The sequence below is a fragment of the Christiangramia fulva genome (assembly GCF_003024155.1).
Classification (GTDB): Bacteria; Bacteroidota; Bacteroidia; order Flavobacteriales; family Flavobacteriaceae; genus Christiangramia; species Christiangramia fulva.
The window spans coordinates 2,117,346-2,134,881 of the sequence record NZ_CP028136.1; the positions used below are offsets into that span (position 1 = coordinate 2,117,346).

Below are 17,536 nucleotides of genomic sequence, written 5' to 3' on the forward strand. Positions count from 1 at the left end.
AACGCGATATGAAAAAATTACAATCAAAAATATATTTCAGCGTATTTATACTTATTTGTATCGCTACAACAGTTTCCTGTAGTGATAAACTTAATACGCAGGAAGGTCAGTTAAACACAGGTGATCTTGACTATACCAACACTTCTGACATGGTAGAGCCTTTAATTGGTGCCTATTATGAATTTTATACACGGGGCTGGGAGGAACCTCTTCTTCTTTCTGTTCGTGGAGATGATGTAAATGCAGGAGGTTTGGGAGACCAACAGCCTTTTGCTGATACTGATCGCTACAATTATACGAAAGACTACTGGATGTACAATTCCCTTTGGAATTTGCAGTATAATGATATCATCAATATGAATACGGCCATTCAGCAAATTCAGAAATTTGAAGAGTTTGCGACAGGAAATGATGTACAGAGAGCCGAACAGTATATTGCTGAAATAAAGGTGCTGAGAGCATGGTTTCATTTGAATCTTGCCAGAACCTGGAAAGATGTATTTATTATTACTTCCAACCAGCCTTTGGATGAAGTTGAAGGAGGTCCGGCATCAAAAGAGGAAGTGATGCAGTGGATTTCTGATCAGATGGACGAGGCGATTCCTAATTTGCCTGATATGCGTCCCAACCAGAGAACAGATATTCCGGGTGGAGTGACCAAATATACCGCTTACGCCATAAAAGCCCTTGCCAATCAGGAACTCGAAAATTATCAGGCAGTAGCTGATGCTACGGGTGCTATAATCAATTCAGGCTTATTTGAATTATTCCCAAATTTTTATCAGTTATTCAAAAAGCCTGGTGAATTAAGCAATGAAAGCCTTTTGGAATTACAGTATTCAGATTATGGTAATTCAACTGGAGATGCCTTTTATCATTTATATGCTCCATTTGGTCCGCAGGGATGGGATCCTGCTCGTGAAAATGCTGAAGGAGGATGGGGATTTTTTGAACCAAGCACAAAATATATTGAATTTATGCTGGATCGCAATGAAACTGTTCGCCTTGAAACCAGTGTTCTTTTTACTCCCAGGGGAATTGAAGCCTTGCAAGAAGATGGTTACACCGATCTTCCGGCCTTTGTCAGCAGCGTAACCAGATCTGGTGATGAACTGAACAATTTCGCCAGGGAAATGTATGTGAGTGGAAAGCAATATTTGCCATCTATTCAGCTTACTGAGGGACGTAATAATTACGGTGCGGGTAAGAATTACATTATAATCAGATACGGGGAAATTTTATTGATGTATGCTGAAGCCCTTACCCAGGGAGCCAGTGGTAACGGAATGACTGCAGATCAGGCGGTGAACCTTGTAAGGGAAAGAGCAGGTTTGTCAGACCTTAGCGGTGTAACCCACGATCAGGTAATGGATGAAAAATTTGCAGAACTGGCAATGGAATGGGGAATCCGTTTCTATGATATGATAAGGTTGAACAACTACGATGAGTTGAGTTATGGGGGAAGAACCTTTTCCCAGGCCGATGAATACCTGCCATATCCACAGGCTCAGATAGATGCCCTTCCTTTAGAGGCTACGGCTGTCGAGAATGCTCAAATGAACGATGTGTTAAGAGATTTAAACTAAGAAACTATGAAAAATTCTAAATATAAGATCCTGGGATTACTTTTAATTTTTGTTTTAGCATCCTGTGAGTACGATAATATCGATCCTATTACAAAGGTTGATGCAGGTGCCGACGCGGGTAGTCCGGAGGTAGAAATTAAATACCCTCTCGAGGGAACTACCATAAAAGTGATTGAAGAAACTACCTCAATAAACATAAAATTCGAGGTTACCGATGATATTGAAATCGATAATATTGAAGTGATGGTAGATGGAAATACCATTGAAACCCTCAATGAATTTACCGATTACCGAATTGTCAAAGCTTCGGTTCCATATGATAACCTTGCCAACGGCGATCATACGGTTACGGTAAAGGCGACAGATATGGCTGGGAATACCACCACTAAAACGGTCAACTTCAGCAAGGAACCACCTTATTCTCCTAAATTCTCAGGTGAGATTTTTTATATGCCTTTTGATGGGGATTATACAGATCTTGTGACCTTAAAGACTGCTAACGAGGTAGGTGACCCCGGTTTCACCAACGATGCTTACCTTGGAACTGCAGCTTATAAAGGAGCTCCCGATTCTTACCTTACCTATCCATTGGCTGAGAACTTCCTGGGCGAAGAATTTACGGCCGGTTTCTGGTATAACGTAAAAGGTGATCCTGATCGTGCTGGTATTCTTGTAGCTGGTGCCGATCAAAACCGTACTCAGGGTTTCCGTTTATTCCGTGAAGGAAGTGCCGATGAACAAAGGCTTAAACTTAATGTTGGTACAGGTACCGGAGAAAGCTGGAATGATGGTGGTGTTCTGGATGTAAGTAATAGCGATTGGGTTTATGTAACTGTTACGGTTTCCCCAACTGAATCTAAAATTTATTTTAACGGTGAACTTATGAATACTGGAACCCTAACTGCTCCGATAGACTGGACAGGGGTGGAACAGTTAACCATTGGTTCAGGCGGAGAAACCTTTAGTTATTGGGATCATAAATACGATAGTAGTCCAATAGATGAATTAAGGTTTTTTGACCATGCGCTAACCAAGGAAGAAATCCAGAATTTAATTAGTGCTTCTGCAGTTACACTTCATATGCCTTTTGATGGTGATTATAAAGATGTGGCATACAATAGAGAGGTAACTGTGGTGGGAGATCCGGGCTTTACCGGTGAAGGTAAAATTGGGTCTAATGCCTATGCAGGTGCTCTCAATTCTTATCTTACCCTTCCTTCAGAAGGATTACTCTCTACAGAATTCTCGGGAACTTTCTGGTATAAAGTACATTCAGATCCTGACAGGGCAGGAATAATTGTAATAGGCCCCGAAGATACTGAACATCCTAATGCACAGAATATACGCACGAGCGGTTTCCGTTTATTCAGGGAAGGTAATGCCACAGAACAGCGAATAAAACTAAATGTGGGTACCGGAAGTGGAGAAAGCTGGAACGATGGAGGTGTTATTGATGTAACTGCTGATAGTTGGGTATTTGTAGCATTTACAATTTCCGAAACCGAAACTGTGATCTACCTCAATGGGGAAGCGGTAAATACTGGAACACTCACTGCTCCAATTGATTGGACTGGTACAGATCTTGTATCGGTAATGTCGGGGGCTCCCAGGTTTACCGGCTGGAACCATCTCTCTGATACCAGCTTTATGGATAATCTGAAATTCTATAACAAAGTGCTTTCTCAGGAAGAGATCCAGGCCGCAATGTCTGAATAATTCAAGCTGTTCCGGCAGGAATTCCTGCCGGAACAGCTTCCTTAAAACCGTGTTCCTCCAACCTGTCAAAAAGGATGTAGGTGGAATTCTTTTTCAAAAATTTTAAAAGATCCTTCTTTTTGACCCTGGATAGTGACTAAAAACATGTACATGAATAATAGAATAAAAGGGATTTTAATATTAATGTTGATCATTATCTCTGGTATCTCGTGCTCGAACGATAAAGGACCGGGTTACCAGGAACCTTATAATCCCAATCCTCCCGAAGAAGGAGGTGGCAATGAAACTCCCTCCCTCACCGATGATGAACTGCTGGATTTAGTACAGGAAACAACCTTCAGTTACTTCTGGGATTTTGCCGAAACTAATAGCGGCATGGCTCGTGAAAGATCTCAAAATGATGCCTATGGAGGGCAATCACCTCAATTGGTGACCACCGGCGGCAGCGGATTTGGTATTGCTTCCTTTCCCGCAGCGGTTCAGAGAGGATGGATTACCCGCGACGAGGCGATTACCAGAATGCAAAAAATATTGGATTTTCTTGAAACCGTGCCTACCTATCACGGGGCTTTTTCGCACTGGTATTTAGGAAATACTGCTCAAACCCGTCCTTTTAGCACCTATGACGATGGGGGAGATCTTGTGGAAACAGCATTTTTAATGGAAGGTCTTTTGATCAACCGTCAGTTTTTTGACGGTTCCGGCGAAAACGAAACCAGTATAAGGAACCGAATTACCGCCTTATGGGAAAATGTGGAATGGGACTGGTACACTAATGGCGATAATGTGCTTTATTGGCACTGGTCCCCGGTTTATGATTTCCAAATACACATGGAAATTAAAGGCTGGAATGAAGCTTTGATGGTGTATGTTCTCGCCGCTTCATCACCCACTCATCCCATCTCTAAAGAGGTTTATGAACAAGGCTGGGCTTCAAATGGAAATATTGTCACCAGCAGAAGTTATTATGGAATCAACCTGCCTCTAGGCCCTCCTTATGGCGGCCCATTATTTTTTAGTCATTATTCCTTTATAGGTCTTGATCCGCGTAATTTGCAGGATCAGTACGCCAATTACTGGGATCAAAACACTTCTCACACTCTCATTAATTATAATTATTGTGTGGAGAATCCTAAAAATTATGAAGGTTACGGACAAGACTCCTGGGGGCTTACCGCTTCCGATAGTTATGAAGGCTACGCGGCTCATAGCCCTACAAATGATCTTGGAGTGATCACTCCAACTGCTGCGTTGTCTTCTTTTCCGTACACTCCGGAAAAATCAATGGCCGCATTGCGCCATTTTTATGAAGATCTTGGAAATAAATTATGGGGTGATTATGGTTTTTATGATGCTTTTTCTGAAGAACATAATTGGGTTTCTGATGGATATTTGGGAATAGATCAGGGTCCCATAATCGCAATGATCGAAAATTACCGAACTCAATTATTATGGAACCTGTTTATGGCTGATGAAGATGTGCAAAATGGATTGGATAAACTGGGGTTCACTTACTAACCAAAAAATCTACGAATGCTCAAAAAATCAATTTTTTCTCTTGCTATTTTAAGTTTGCTCATGTCTTCCTGCAAAGACGGGAAAAAAGATGCTGATAATTCCAAAGCTGATAATAGTGAAGTAAATGATTCTATACAAATCTCTGATGAGGCTTTGCTGGACACGGTTCAAAAGCAAACCCTTAAATATTTCTGGGATTATGCTGAACCTAACAGCGGGATGGCCAGGGAACGATTTCATCCCGATGGAAATTATCCTAATAACGACTCAAATATTGTTACCACGGGTGGAACCGGCTTTGGACTTATGGGAATCATAGCGGGCGTTGATCGTGGTTTTATAGACAGGGACTCAGCAATTGCAAGGTTCAATAAGATAGCCGATTTTCTCGAAAAAACGCCAAGGTACCATGGAGCATGGCCTCACTGGATCAACGGAGAGACAGCGAAGACGCGGTCATTTGGTTCAGAAAACTCTAAGGATAATGGCGGGGATATTGTTGAAACTTCCTTTCTTGCCGAAGGCCTTTTAGTCGTAAGGGAGTATTTTAAAAATGGCAATGAAAAAGAACAAAACCTGGCAAAAAGATATGATGAACTTTGGCAGGGAATCGAATGGGATTGGTACACCAATGGTAAAAACGGTATTTTCTGGCACTGGTCTCCCGATTATAAATTCGAGAAGAATTTTAAATTGGAAGGCTATAATGAGGGTCTTATTACCTATGTGCTGGCGGCATCTTCCCCAAATCATGCCATTGATCCTGAAGTATATCATCAAGGCTGGGCAAGAGGCGGTAACATTACCACCGATACGACCGCTTATGGTATTCCGCTAATTCTGAAACACAATACCCAAGGTAATAAAGGCGGTCCTCTTTTCTGGTCACATTATTCATATATGGGACTTAATCCCCATGGACTTTCTGATAAATATGCCAATTACTGGGACCTGAATGTGAATCATGCTAATATCAACTATAAATATACTCAAGAGAATCCGAAGAATTTTGATACCTATTCTGATGAATCCTGGGGCTTAACGGCCAGCTACACAAAAAATAAAGATGGTAGCATAGGTTATGCCGCACATTCGCCAGATGATGATCGGGGTGTGGTTTCACCTACCGCTGCCGTAAGTTCCATTCCGTATACCCCCGAAAAATCGATGCGCGCCATCCGGTATTTCTATACCGATCTTCATGATCTTCTTTGGGGGCCTGCCGGATTTTATGATGCCTATAGCCTTGAAAATGGCGAAAAATGGGTTGCTCCCTGGTACCTGGCGATCGACCAGGGTCCTCAAATAGTGATGATTGAAAATTACAAAACCGGGTTGATCTGGGATCTCTTTATGGGAGCTCCTGAAGTTCAAAAAGGACTTAAAAAATTAGGTTTTGAATATGAAAAGTAGGTTAAAGATTCTACTGGTTATGATGGTTGGAGTTTTTTTAATGGCTCCGTTATCATCTATTGCGCAGGAAAAAACAGATGAGTTTAAGGCCAAAAAATTTATCCGGGGAAAAGATACGCTGAACTACAGAATTCTTTATCCTGAAAATTTTTCGGAAGATAAAAATTACCCCCTGGTCTTATTTTTACACGGTGCGGGAGAAAGGGGAGATGATAATAAAGCTCAATTAGTTCATGGCTCAGAACTTTTTCTGAAAGAGGAGAACCGGCAGAAATATCCTGCAATTGTGATTTTCCCCCAATGCCCAAAAGATGATTACTTGGCGAATGTCGAGGTAGACAGAAGTGAATTTCCTTTAAAATTTGACTTTCATTTTGAGGAGGGACCTACAAAGGCAATGAGCATGGTGATGAAGCTGATGGATTCGGTTGCTGAAAAAAGCTTTATCGATAAAGACAGGATTTACCTTGGCGGTCTCTCCATGGGCGGGATGGGAACCTTTGAATTACTGGCCCGAAAACCAGAAACCTTCGCCGCCGCTATTGCTATTTGCGGTGCCGCCGATACCGAAACCGCTGAAAAATATCGAAAAAATCTCCCCATTGGCATCTTCCATGGCTTACAGGATAATGTGGTTTCTCCTAATTATTCTAAGCAAATGACCGCAGCCATCAATGAAAATGAAGGAAACGCGAGTTTACGATTGTACAAAGGAGCCAATCACAACAGCTGGGACAGGGCTTTTGCTCAATGTGATCTTTTAGACTGGTTGTTTTCTTATAGCTTAAATGAAGAAAAATTTGAAAATGAGAAGTAAAAGAATTCCATATTTCTGCCTTTTTCTTTTTATCCTGTGGGGTAACTTATCTTTTGGTCAGCAAAAAACTTATTGCAACCCTGTAAATATAGATTACGGCTATACTCCAATTCCGAATTTTTCAACCCAGGGGCGACATCGGGCAACTGCCGATCCTGTTATTGTAAATTATCATAATAAATATTTCCTGTTTTCTACGAATCAGTGGGGCTACTGGTGGAGTGACGATATGTATCATTGGAATTTTATTCCGCGGAAATTTTTGCTGCCCTACCACGACGTTTATGATGAACTTTGTGCGCCTGCTGCTTTTGTGATGAAAGATGAACTTTACCTGATTGGTTCTACCCACGGAAAAACCTTTCCTATCTGGAAAAGCGATAATCCTACCGAAGATGACTGGGAAATCGCGGTTGACTCCCTGAAAGTTGGTGCCTGGGATCCTGCCTTTTTATACGATGAAGAAAAGGAAAAACTCTTTCTTTACTGGGGTTCAAGCAATGAATATCCCATTCTCGGCACCGAGATCAATCCCCAAACCTTACAATCTGAAGGTTATGTGAAACCTTTGGTGAATTTACATCCTGAAGATCACGGCTGGGAACGTTTTGGCGAATATAACGACAATACATTTTTGCAGCCCTTCATCGAAGGAGCCTGGATGACCAAGCATAATGATAAGTATTACCTTCAATACAGTGCGCCTGGCACCGAATTTAGCGGCTATGCCGATGGTGTGTATGTAAGCGATAAACCTCTAAGTGGTTTTAAATATCAAAAGCACAATCCTTTTTCCTATAAACCGGGAGGCTTTGCGAGAGGCGCAGGCCATGGAGCAACTTATCGCGATAATTTTGGCAAATGGTGGCATGTTTCCACTGTGGTACTGGGAAATAAGAACAATTTCGAACGACGCATCGGAATCTGGCCCGCGGGCTTTGATGAAGACGACGTGCTCTACTGCAATACGGCCTATGGCGATTATCCAACCTATCTTCCGCAGGAAAATGCCAGCCATTTAAAAGGAATGTTTACCGGCTGGATGCTGTTAAACTATAATAAGCCGGTGAAGGTTTCCTCTACTTTGGGTGGTTACCATGCCAACAACGCGGTGAATGAAGATCTCAAAACCTATTGGTCAGCCGAAACCGGAAAAAAAGGGGAGTGGTTCCAAACCGATTTGGGCGAGCTTTCCACCGTGCAGGCCATTCAGGTGAATTATGCCGATCAGGACGCGGAATTCCTTGGAAAATCAATGGGTGTCTATCACCAGTATAAGATTTATTCTTCTGAAGATGGTAAGAACTGGAAAGTACTGGTTGATAAGAGCAAGAATAAAACCGATGTGCCGCATGACTATATCGAACTGAAGGATCCTGTAAAGACTCGTTTTCTTAAAATTGAAAATATCAAAATGCCCACCGGGAAGTTTGCTCTGAGCGGTTTTCGGGTCTTCGGAAGGGGAAGCGGCAAGGCCCCCAATCCTGTTGAAGACTTTGTTGTTTTGAGGGCGAGTCCTGAAAAATATGGCGAACGCCGAAGTTCCTGGTTAAAATGGAAAATGAACGACAATGCCGATGGCTATATGATCTATTTCGGAAAATCTAAAGACAAACTTTACGGAAGCATCATGGTGTACGGTAAAAACGATTATTTCTTTACCGGCATGGACCGCACCGATGCTTATTATTTCCAGATAGAGGCTTTTAATAATAATGGCATTTCCGAAAGATCTGAAATCATAAAATCTGAATAGCAAAACCAAAAATAAAATGGCGATGAGAAAAGTTTATGTATCAATATCGATGATTTTCCTCCTGGGAATATCAATATTACAGGCCCAGGAGCGTATTCCCAAGGTAGAAGAACTCCTGTCTAAAATGACCCTGGATGAAAAAATAGGACAGTTGAACCTTTTAACTCCCGGAGGTGGAGTCGCGACCGGTGAGGTGGTAAGCAAAAATGTTGAAGAGAAGATCAAAGCAGGAGAAGTTGGAGGGCTTTTCGGGGTTGCTGGTCCGGCGAAGATCAGGGTGGCGCAGGAATTTGCTGTAAACGATACACGGCTGGGAATTCCGCTTTTGATAGGATCTGATGTCATTCACGGTTACAAAACTACTTTTCCTATTCCCCTGGCATCTGCTTCGAGCTGGGATATGGAAATGATCAAACACGCGGCTGAAATTGCTGCGCAGGAAGCCACCGCCGATGGAATAAACTGGAATTTTTCCCCTATGGTCGATATCGCCCGTGATCCTCGCTGGGGACGTATCGCCGAAGGTGCCGGCGCAGATCCGTATCTCGGATCTCAGATCGCCAAAGCCATGGTGCACGGATATCAGGGAGAAGATCTTACCGATCCTGAAACAATGATCGCCACAGTAAAACATTTCGCCCTTTATGGAGCTCCCGAGGCCGGCCGCGATTACAATACGGTTGACATGAGCCGTATCAAGATGTTCAACGAATACCTGCCTCCCTACAAGGCAGCCGTTGACGCTGGTGTGGCCTCGGTGATGAGCTCTTTTAACGATGTAGAAGGCGTTCCCGCCTCTGCGAATAAATGGTTATTAACCGATGTTCTTCGTGATCGCTGGGGGTTCGACGGATTTGTGGTTTCTGATTATACTTCAGTGAACGAAATGGTCGAGCACGGTATTGGAGACCTGCAGGCGGTTTCTGCCAGAGCGATCAATGCCGGCCTGGATATGGATATGGTGGGTGAAGGTTTTCTTACCACTCTGAAGAAATCGGTTAAAGAAGGAAAAGTTTCCGAAGAAACAATTACCCAGGCAGCCAGAAGGATTCTGAAAGCAAAGTATAAACTTGGTCTTTTTGAAGATCCTTATAAATACCTGGATAAAGGAAGGCCTGATAAAGATATTCTTACAGAGGAACATCGTGATTTTGCCCGAAAAATGGCAACTCATTCGTTTGTTCTTCTGAAAAAGCACAATAATGTGCTTCCCCTGAAAAAAAATGCAAAAATTGCTGTAATTGGGCCACTGGCCAATGATAAGAGCAATATGCTGGGGACCTGGGCTCCAACGGGTGATTCATCATTTGCGATCCCCATTCTCGAGGGCCTTAAAAAGGCTGCGCCGAATGCTAAGATCACCTATGCTAAAGGAGCAAATATTACCAACGATACGACGCTGGCAAAAAATGTGAATGTTTTTGGTGAAAAGGTTTCGATTAGCGATAATTCTCCTAAGGTTCTTCTAAAGGAAGCTTTAGATAAGGCCAAAGATTCTGATGTGATTTTAGCGGTTGTGGGAGAGGCTTCTGAAATGACCGGGGAATCGGCCAGTCGAACCGATATCACCATTCCCGATAGTCAGAAAAAGCTGATCAGGTCACTTGTCGATACTGGAAAACCGGTGGTTTTGCTTCTTATGAGCGGCCGTCCCCTTGATATTTCCGAAGAAATGAAACTCCCCGTGAGCATTCTGCAAATCTGGTTCCCCGGTGTGGAGGCCGGAAATGCCGTGGCCGATGTTGTTTTTGGGGACTATAATCCTTCCGGAAAACTTACCGCAAGTTGGCCGAGAAGCGTGGGGCAGATCCCTGTTTATTATCGCCATAAATCTACCGGGAGACCGGCAGCTTCCGATGAATTTCAGAAATTTCGCTCTAATTATATAGATTCGCCTAACTCACCTTTGCTGCCATTCGGTTACGGCCTTAGTTACACCGATTTCAACTTTGAAGATGTAAAAGCGAGTGCCGATACATTAAATGCCGATGGCTCCCTGGAAATTTCCGCGAAAATTACCAATACGGGGAATTACGACGGCGAGGAAGTGGTGCAACTCTACCTTCACGATGTGGTAAGAAGTATCACCCCGCCGGTCAAGGAACTGAAGGCATTTAAAAAGATATTTTTGAAAAAGGGAGAATCTAAAACAGTGACTTTCACTATAACTCCTGAAGACCTTAAATTTTATAATTCCGATTTGGAATACGTGGCAGAACCAGGAGAATTTGAATTTTCAGTGGCAGGTTCCTCGGCTGCCGATTTCGATGGAAGTTTTGTCTATGAAAAATAATCCATTTAGTTTTAGTTTGTAAAAGAGTCCCCTGCGTTCCATGTTGATGCCGGGGCTCTTCATTTATAGCCTTTCCAGTCTAATTCCGCTTAAGACAGGTTGGCCTTCCACGGGATCAAATTCAATGGAAATCCCATTGTCACTCCAGATCTCATAGTCGATTTCTACTGCCTGGAGAATACCATATTGGGCAGCCAGGTTGAGATTTCGTTCTACTTTTCTTCCATTTATAGAAATATTAAAAATTCGTGTATCTTCAGTAGATCCCCTGCTTTCATTGCTCAAATTGTAAAGGGTTTCTTTGGAAGCAGAACGATTTGGTTCGGTGAAAAATAAAGAAATCTTATATTTTCCCGGTTTGGTATTAAACTTATAGGCCTTGATCCCCTCTCTCATGGTCTGGAAAAGCGGATCATTTTCGGTGTTTTTGATGTTGGCCGCTGTTCCCTGGAATTTTGAAGCTGACTCCCGGTAATCTTTTCCACCAATATAGCCGAAGGAATTTTCGGTGTAAGGCTGGTCGCTTATCCAGATCTCCCCGGTTTTCTCGTCAATAAAATCGGAATGCGCACCCGCGTTTATATTGATGGTATTGTTTTCGATATTCTGAAGCAGGTTTTCACGGAAATGCACTTTAATTTTCCGCTGAAATTCAGAATTTCCGGCTTTAGCCGTCAGCCGATGTTCTCCTTCTGATAAAGGAAGCTTAAAAATGGCAATATTATCATTTACAGCTGCGGTTTCTGAAGTTTTCCTGTCGATATTCAACTCGACATTTTCAGTATTCGCGAAGACCTTGAGCTCTATAGAATCATTTTTATGAATAAACCTGTTCTGGAAATTCCTGCCGGCGATATACACAAAATCATTCTCCGAGAAGCGTGTCTTGTAATAATAATAAATATCTTTTGGTTTCCGGTTGAAGTTCACCAGGCCTTTCTGATTGATGCCCGGCCGCGTATCCTGCCTGCCGGAAGATCCAAAATCGGCAAAATTCCAGGCTGTCATTCCAAGTACATAAGGCCGTTCCATCACCTGGTTGATATAGCTCAAATGGCTTTTTAACTGATAAGCCTCACTGAAATCCCAGGGTTTTGGATCATTGGTTTGAATCCTGGAATCGCTTCCCGGACCGTATTCTGAAATAATTAAAGGCCGGTTTGGGTATTTTTGATGTTGTTTATCAAGGAATTTCCCAAAATTTTCGAGCCCCGGGGAATACCATCCAAAATACAAATTCCAGCCGATAACATCGGGAATATCGGCTATGCCCGAGGTATTGTAAAGTTCATTTTCATGCAGCGCCATCACCGTTAAGCGCGAAGTGTCCAGGGCTTTAGTCGCCGCTTCGAGTTTTTTAGCCAGTTCCACGCTGGTTTCGATCTTAGCCGATTTCTCAGCTTCGGTCATCTCGCGGTTAAAAACCAGCCTTATAAAGATCTCGTTCATATATCCCCAAAACACGATGGAAGGGTGATTGTACAGCTGCAGGATCTGCTCACGCTGCATATTCACGGCGTTTTGATGATAGGTATCTGAAGCGGTCACATCGTTAATTATCGGAACCTCGGTCCACACCAGCAATCCCAGTTCGTCGCACATCCTGTATACTTCAGGATCCTGCGGATAATGGGCCAGCCGCACAAAATTACTGCCCATGTCCTTGATCATTTTGTAATCTTTGCGATGGATAAAATTGGGGAGGGCATTACCAAGATCTTCAAAATCCTGGTGACGATTGGCACCAATAAGTTTTATGGGTTTTCCATTCAGGAAAAAGCCTTTTTCGGGATCTGCGCGAAACCACCTACAGCCAAAATTTGAGATAAATGAATCTACAATTTCGCCTTTTTTATTCTTTAAATTGGCTTTCAGGAGATACAAATCAGGAGAATTGGGAGACCAGAGAACGGGATTTTCAATATTAAAATTAAAAGAAAATTGAGTGCGCTTATATTTAAAAGTTTTGACTTCTTTATGAACGATCTTTCCTTGCGGATCTGAGATTTCCACTTCAACAGATAGGTTTTTATCTTCAGAATGAGGGATAAATTCACCTTCAAAATATACAGAAGCGACTTTTTCAGAAACTTTTGGTGTTCTTATGAGAAGGTTTCCCGCGGCATTGCCCTCAATTTTAAAATGGGATTTGCCGGTAATGATCAATTCGAGGTCACGGTAGATTCCGCCGTAAAAATTAAAATCGGCTTCCAGCGGAGGGATGTCTTCGTTAAAGGAATTATCAACTTCGATCCGGAATTCGTTAGCCTTTCCAAATTTCAAAAAATCTGAAATATCAAAGGCAAAACCGGTATATCCGCCAATATGCTCACCTGCTTTTTTGCCATTTATGAAAACCCGGGTGAGCTGATTGGCACCTTCAAAATGAATAAAAACCGACTTTTCCTGATAGGCTTCGGGAATAAAGATCTCTTTGGAATAAATTCCCTTTCCGCGATAATATTTCCGGTCTTCCTCAAAAGCATCTTTCGCATTCCAGGTATGAGGGATATTCACAATTTCTGAAACCGAATCTTTTTCCAGTCGAAAATCCCAGCCGGGATTGATGGTTTTTACAAGCCGCTGCGCATTGCAGAATGAAAAGGCAAACAGGAAAATGAAAAGAAAAGCTTTATGATTCATAAATATTTTATTCGGGTGAGACGGGTTGAGTCCAGGCGACTTCTTTATCGCCTTCCTGATAAGGATTTTTCTTGTTTTTATCTGAAATGATCTTTGCGCGCACAAAAAGCACATTCTGGGGAAGATTATAAGAAGCTTCTTTTCCCTCGACGGCTTTAAGCACTTCGCTTTTCATCGATCCTTTTTTTACCCCGATAAATTGTATCTGGTAATGAACATTTTCTTCTGGTTTTACGCTTATCGAAAGCCTGTTGTCTTTAAAATCGACTTTTTGAAGGCTTACCCCTGTACTGGCGTAAAAATCTCCATTTTCAAGGGAGGAGATGATGGCTTCAGGAGTCAGTTCTTTTGCTTTTACCACCACCCAGCCACGGCCTGCATTGCTGTATCTCGACCCGAATTTATGGTAATTATGGCTGTCATCGGTGGCGATTCCCAAAAGCAGGGGTTTGCCCATAGATTTATAGGCAATATTGACTTTATCCCAAATTTCTTCGGTGCTGTCGTGCAGGCTGTCGCCATAATTATTTACCAGTGGATGCCCGTTGAAAACCTCAAAAAAGCGTTCGCCATTGAGCTGAATGATATCCTTAGCTGTGATCGCATAAGTAAAATTAGGATGGTTGAGATGTTGAAGAATGGGCTTTCCGGTTTCTTCGCTTTGCTGTTTGATAGCATCCAGATTATTCTGAATTAGCTCTCCAATGGTATTTCCCTCTTTAGGCTGAATGACCTTTTGAACATTGATCGCGCCCATATGTACCGCTTTATCTGCAAGATAAGAAGTCACCTCTTCGGCTTTAAAGATTTTGAATTTTTCCGGCTCCTCGAAAAGAGGACGAAATTCGTCAAGTGTCTTTAATTTCACCTGAAGTTCATCGCCTTCCTTCTTATAATCTACCCAATCTTCGCCGTACTTGTCCAGATAATCCTGAAAAGCATTTCTGTACAAGCTATCTTTTGAAATACTTTTCCATTTTTCACCTTCCGCGATAATATTATGATCAGAAAGTGCCACAAACTGGTAGCCGTGATCTTTATACCATTGCATGACCATTTCGGGAAATTCATCGCCATCACTCCAGTAAGAATGCGTGTGTAGATTTCCTTTATACCAATTTTCCTTCTGGGCATTAGCCGAAAATATTAGTAAAAGCGCAATGATTTGTAGCAGGATCTTTTTCATAATTTTTTATTCATAGACGGTTTCCTGAATTTTCATATTTTGAAATACAACATTCTTCAGAAATCCAAATAGCTGCGGAAAATATTGAAAAGGCATTCCGGAAATCTCATGTCCGGCGCCATCAAAAGAGAAAAATAGATAAGAAGTATTCAGTTTTTGCAACTTTTCAGTAATGGTTTCTGCACCATCCAGAATAATATATCCGGGTTCTGAAGGCTCACAATAATGATGCGGAGCTGTGGCATAAGGCACAAGCTGATCTGCGGTTCCGTGAAAAAAGAGTCCGGGAATTGCCTGTTCTTTGTTAAGATATCTTACATCTACGATCGCTCCGGCCAGAGAGATCACCGCTGAAAACTGAATGTCTTTATAAGGATTTTCGGTTCCAAACATGAGCTGCGGATTATAGATGGCATTGAGCACAGCTTCTGCTCCGGCGCTGCTGCCGCCGGCAATAATTTTATTTTCGTCGATGGAAAATTCAGATGCATGATCTATCAGGTATTTAACCGCATCCATATAATCTTCCGCGGCCATTTGGAAGGTTTTTATCTTTCCTTCAGCTGCAAAATCACAACCAAAAGATTTATTTTTCCGGGTAAGTCGGTAAGAAATGAGCGCAACATTATAGCCTTTGGCCGCGGCTGTTTTTGTAAACCGCACTTCCTGTGGATTTTTCGGACTTCCGCCTGAAAATCCTCCTCCGTGCATAAAGACTATGGTAGGTCTCTTTTTTTCTGAATTTTCAGGCTGGTAGAGATCTACGATGAGTTTTTCACCATCTTTTTCAGCATAGGTTTTGGTGATCGGCTCTTTAACTTTATAAAGGCTGTCAACATAAACTTCCTGAGCTAAAAGCATTTGCAGGGGCAAAAGGAACAGGAAAACAGATAATTTCGATTTCATCATTTTGGCAGGGTTTTGAACATTCAATATACTTAATTTTGAAGGTATAAATAAGTGGTTTTTTCGATTAGAAAATTCTATCTTCGCAGCATAATTTTTATAATTATGAGTTTACAGGATAAGGTAATGGTCGAGATGAAGGCCGCGATGAAGGCAAAAGACAGTGCGAGACTGGAAGCGCTTCGGGCGGTAAAAAGCGCCATTTTACTGGCTAATACCGAAAGTTCTTCGAAAGACGGTCTAAGCGAAGATGAAGAGATGAAGTTGTTGCAAAAGCTTGTAAAGCAACGCAAGGAAAGCGCGACAATTTATCGTGAACAGGGTAGAGCCGATCTTGCCGAGCCTGAAGAAACCCAGGCGGAAGTGATCGAACAATTTTTACCTGAACAATTAAGCGAAGCTGAAATTGAGGCAAAAGTAGATGAGGTGATCGCCAAAACCGGTGCCAGCGGAATGCAGGATATGGGAAAGGTAATGGGACTTGTTACCAAAGATCTCGCTGGGAAGGCTGATGGAAAGACCATTTCAACAATTGTAAAAAGAAAGCTTGGATAAACAGTTCGGAGTTCGGAGTTGAAATTTTTTGAAAATATTTTTAGAATAGGAAGAAATTTTTCAGCTTTGAATACTGAATACTGAATACTGAATACTGAATACTGAATACTGAATACTGAATACTGAATACTGAATACTGAATACTGAATACTGAATACTGAATACTGAATACTGAATACTGAATACTGAATACTGAATACTGAATACTGAAAAGGCCCCGTGGCGCAACTGAATAGCGCATCAGATTTCGGCTCTGAGGGTTGCAGGTTTGAATCCTGCCGGGGTCACATTGAAAACGTCATGCAATTTTTGCATGGCGTTTTTTTATTCCGGTTCTGGCCCGGATCTTCTTTTATAATAAAGATAAATTCTGATAATCGCATATAAGACAAGGACTCCAAGAACAAAACCTGCCCCGACATCAGTGAACCAGTGGGCACCCAGGTAAATTCTGGAAAAAGGAACGCTTAGAATGAGAAAAACGCAAAGGCTTATAATTGCGGCTCTGATCTCCCGCGGAATTTGCGGATGCCGCAGCATCAAAAATGTAATGAATCCGAAAAAAGTAACATAAAATGAAGTGTGACCACTGGGGAAACTCTGGTGTTGCGCATGTTCAACAATATTAACAAGATCGGCTGTTGGCCGGGGACGGTTAATAAGAAGTTTGATTCCAAATGTTACCAGCGTGACTGTAAGTGTGGAAATTATAAAAAGAGCTTCTTTCCGATAGCGAAAAAGAAAGAAAATCAAGGCTGAACCAAAAACAAAACACAGCGCAACAGGGGTTACCCCGAACCAGCTTATGGCTTTCATAAAAGTATCCAGAAGGGGACTGTTATGCTCCTGTATCTCTTCCGAAAATTCTACATCTAAAATAGAAGTCGGTACAATTATAACAATTAAAGTAAAAATTAAAAAAATCCCAATTAGAATGGCGAGCATATAATGCGCTTTCTTCTTGTCTTTAAGAAAACGGAAAAAGGTAAGAATATCCAAGGTTTTAATTTTTGGTTGGTCCTTGAAGTTAATAATCCGGGAGGTAGTTTCAAAAATTCACTTCAAAAATTATAATTTCTTTAGGTTTTTGTTTCCCGTGGATTTCGCTCTTATAAAACGTGAACTTTTAATGGAATTCTTCGAATTC

At 41.9% G+C, this 17,536-nt stretch carries 12 protein-coding genes and 1 tRNA gene; 9 read left to right on the forward strand and 4 right to left on the reverse strand.

Going from position 1 to position 17,536, the window contains the following annotated elements:
• The first annotated feature begins 8 nt into the window (after window positions 1-8).
• From C7S20_RS09665 to bglX, 7 genes are all read left to right on the forward strand, one after another.
• The gene (locus C7S20_RS09665; RefSeq protein ID WP_107012290.1) at window positions 9-1,586 is read left to right on the forward strand and encodes a RagB/SusD family nutrient uptake outer membrane protein; all 1,578 of its coding nucleotides are present in this window, start codon (window positions 9-11) and stop codon (window positions 1,584-1,586) included.
• Between the two features lie 6 nt (window positions 1,587-1,592).
• Window positions 1,593-3,302 carry a LamG-like jellyroll fold domain-containing protein gene (locus tag C7S20_RS09670; protein ID WP_107012291.1) on the forward strand — a complete coding sequence of 570 codons (1,710 nt, stop codon included), beginning with the start codon at window positions 1,593-1,595 and terminating at the stop codon, window positions 3,300-3,302.
• Between the two features lie 150 nt (window positions 3,303-3,452).
• Complete coding sequence (locus C7S20_RS09675) at window positions 3,453-4,820, forward strand: glucoamylase family protein (protein WP_107012292.1); 1,368 nt, start codon at window positions 3,453-3,455, stop codon at window positions 4,818-4,820.
• A 15-nt stretch (window positions 4,821-4,835) separates the two neighbouring features.
• Window positions 4,836-6,233 carry a glucoamylase family protein gene (locus C7S20_RS09680; RefSeq protein WP_107012293.1) on the forward strand — a complete coding sequence of 466 codons (1,398 nt, stop codon included), beginning with the start codon at window positions 4,836-4,838 and terminating at the stop codon, window positions 6,231-6,233.
• Window positions 6,223-7,050 (forward strand): carboxylesterase family protein, encoded by an 828-nt coding sequence (locus C7S20_RS09685; protein ID WP_107012294.1) that lies wholly within the window; start codon window positions 6,223-6,225, stop codon window positions 7,048-7,050. The genes C7S20_RS09680 and C7S20_RS09685 overlap by 11 nt, the downstream gene beginning before the upstream one ends.
• Complete coding sequence (locus C7S20_RS09690) at window positions 7,040-8,806, forward strand: discoidin domain-containing protein (RefSeq protein WP_107014174.1); 1,767 nt, start codon at window positions 7,040-7,042, stop codon at window positions 8,804-8,806. Before C7S20_RS09685 ends, C7S20_RS09690 begins: the two co-directional genes overlap by 11 nt.
• Before the next feature lie 22 nt (window positions 8,807-8,828).
• Window positions 8,829-11,099, forward strand: coding sequence for a beta-glucosidase BglX (gene bglX / locus C7S20_RS09695; RefSeq protein WP_107014175.1), 2,271 nt, complete (start codon window positions 8,829-8,831; stop codon window positions 11,097-11,099).
• Window positions 11,100-11,162: 63 nt separating this feature from the next.
• Here the strand turns inward: bglX and C7S20_RS09700 are convergent, their stop codons facing one another.
• From C7S20_RS09700 to C7S20_RS09710, 3 genes are read right to left on the reverse strand one after another with little or no spacing between them, the layout of a single operon-like run.
• Window positions 11,163-13,742, reverse strand: coding sequence for a glycoside hydrolase family 2 TIM barrel-domain containing protein (locus tag C7S20_RS09700; RefSeq protein WP_107012295.1), 2,580 nt, complete (start codon window positions 13,740-13,742; stop codon window positions 11,163-11,165).
• A 7-nt stretch (window positions 13,743-13,749) separates the two neighbouring features.
• A complete protein-coding gene (locus C7S20_RS09705; RefSeq protein WP_107012296.1) occupies window positions 13,750-14,928 on the reverse strand; it encodes a PHP domain-containing protein in 1,179 nt (392 codons plus the stop codon).
• A 6-nt stretch (window positions 14,929-14,934) separates the two neighbouring features.
• Entirely contained in the window at window positions 14,935-15,837 is a 903-nt protein-coding gene (locus tag C7S20_RS09710; RefSeq protein WP_227009146.1) for an alpha/beta hydrolase, read from the reverse strand.
• 102 nt (window positions 15,838-15,939) lie between these two features.
• Here C7S20_RS09710 and C7S20_RS09715 point away from each other — a divergent pair, with 102 nt between their 5' ends.
• Together C7S20_RS09715 and C7S20_RS09720 are read left to right on the forward strand one after the other, a co-directional pair.
• Window positions 15,940-16,389: a GatB/YqeY domain-containing protein gene (locus C7S20_RS09715; RefSeq protein ID WP_107012297.1), complete on the forward strand. Its 450-nt coding sequence runs from the start codon at window positions 15,940-15,942 to the stop codon at window positions 16,387-16,389.
• A gap of 213 nt (window positions 16,390-16,602) precedes the next feature.
• Window positions 16,603-16,676 (forward strand) — tRNA-Arg (locus C7S20_RS09720).
• Between the two features lie 37 nt (window positions 16,677-16,713).
• Here C7S20_RS09720 and C7S20_RS09725 read toward each other — a convergent pair.
• Window positions 16,714-17,388, reverse strand: coding sequence for a phosphatase PAP2 family protein (locus C7S20_RS09725; protein WP_159039914.1), 675 nt, complete (start codon window positions 17,386-17,388; stop codon window positions 16,714-16,716).
• Window positions 17,389-17,536 lie beyond the last annotated feature (148 nt).

Excerpts from the sequence above, each read along its gene's own strand:
- C7S20_RS09665 (WP_107012290.1), top strand. The coding sequence starts at position 9 with ATGAAAAAATTACAATCAAAAATATATTTCAGCGTATTTATACTTATT.
- C7S20_RS09670 (WP_107012291.1), top strand. The coding sequence starts at position 1,593 with ATGAAAAATTCTAAATATAAGATCCTGGGATTACTTTTAATTTTTGTT.
- C7S20_RS09675 (WP_107012292.1), top strand. The coding sequence starts at position 3,453 with ATGAATAATAGAATAAAAGGGATTTTAATATTAATGTTGATCATTATC.
- C7S20_RS09680 (WP_107012293.1), top strand. The coding sequence starts at position 4,836 with ATGCTCAAAAAATCAATTTTTTCTCTTGCTATTTTAAGTTTGCTCATG.
- C7S20_RS09685 (WP_107012294.1), top strand. The coding sequence starts at position 6,223 with ATGAAAAGTAGGTTAAAGATTCTACTGGTTATGATGGTTGGAGTTTTT.
- C7S20_RS09690 (WP_107014174.1), top strand. The coding sequence starts at position 7,040 with ATGAGAAGTAAAAGAATTCCATATTTCTGCCTTTTTCTTTTTATCCTG.
- bglX (WP_107014175.1), top strand. The coding sequence starts at position 8,829 with ATGAGAAAAGTTTATGTATCAATATCGATGATTTTCCTCCTGGGAATA.
- C7S20_RS09700 (WP_107012295.1), bottom strand. The coding sequence starts at position 13,742 with ATGAATCATAAAGCTTTTCTTTTCATTTTCCTGTTTGCCTTTTCATTC.
- C7S20_RS09705 (WP_107012296.1), bottom strand. The coding sequence starts at position 14,928 with ATGAAAAAGATCCTGCTACAAATCATTGCGCTTTTACTAATATTTTCG.
- C7S20_RS09710 (WP_227009146.1), bottom strand. The coding sequence starts at position 15,837 with ATGATGAAATCGAAATTATCTGTTTTCCTGTTCCTTTTGCCCCTGCAA.
- C7S20_RS09715 (WP_107012297.1), top strand. The coding sequence starts at position 15,940 with ATGAGTTTACAGGATAAGGTAATGGTCGAGATGAAGGCCGCGATGAAG.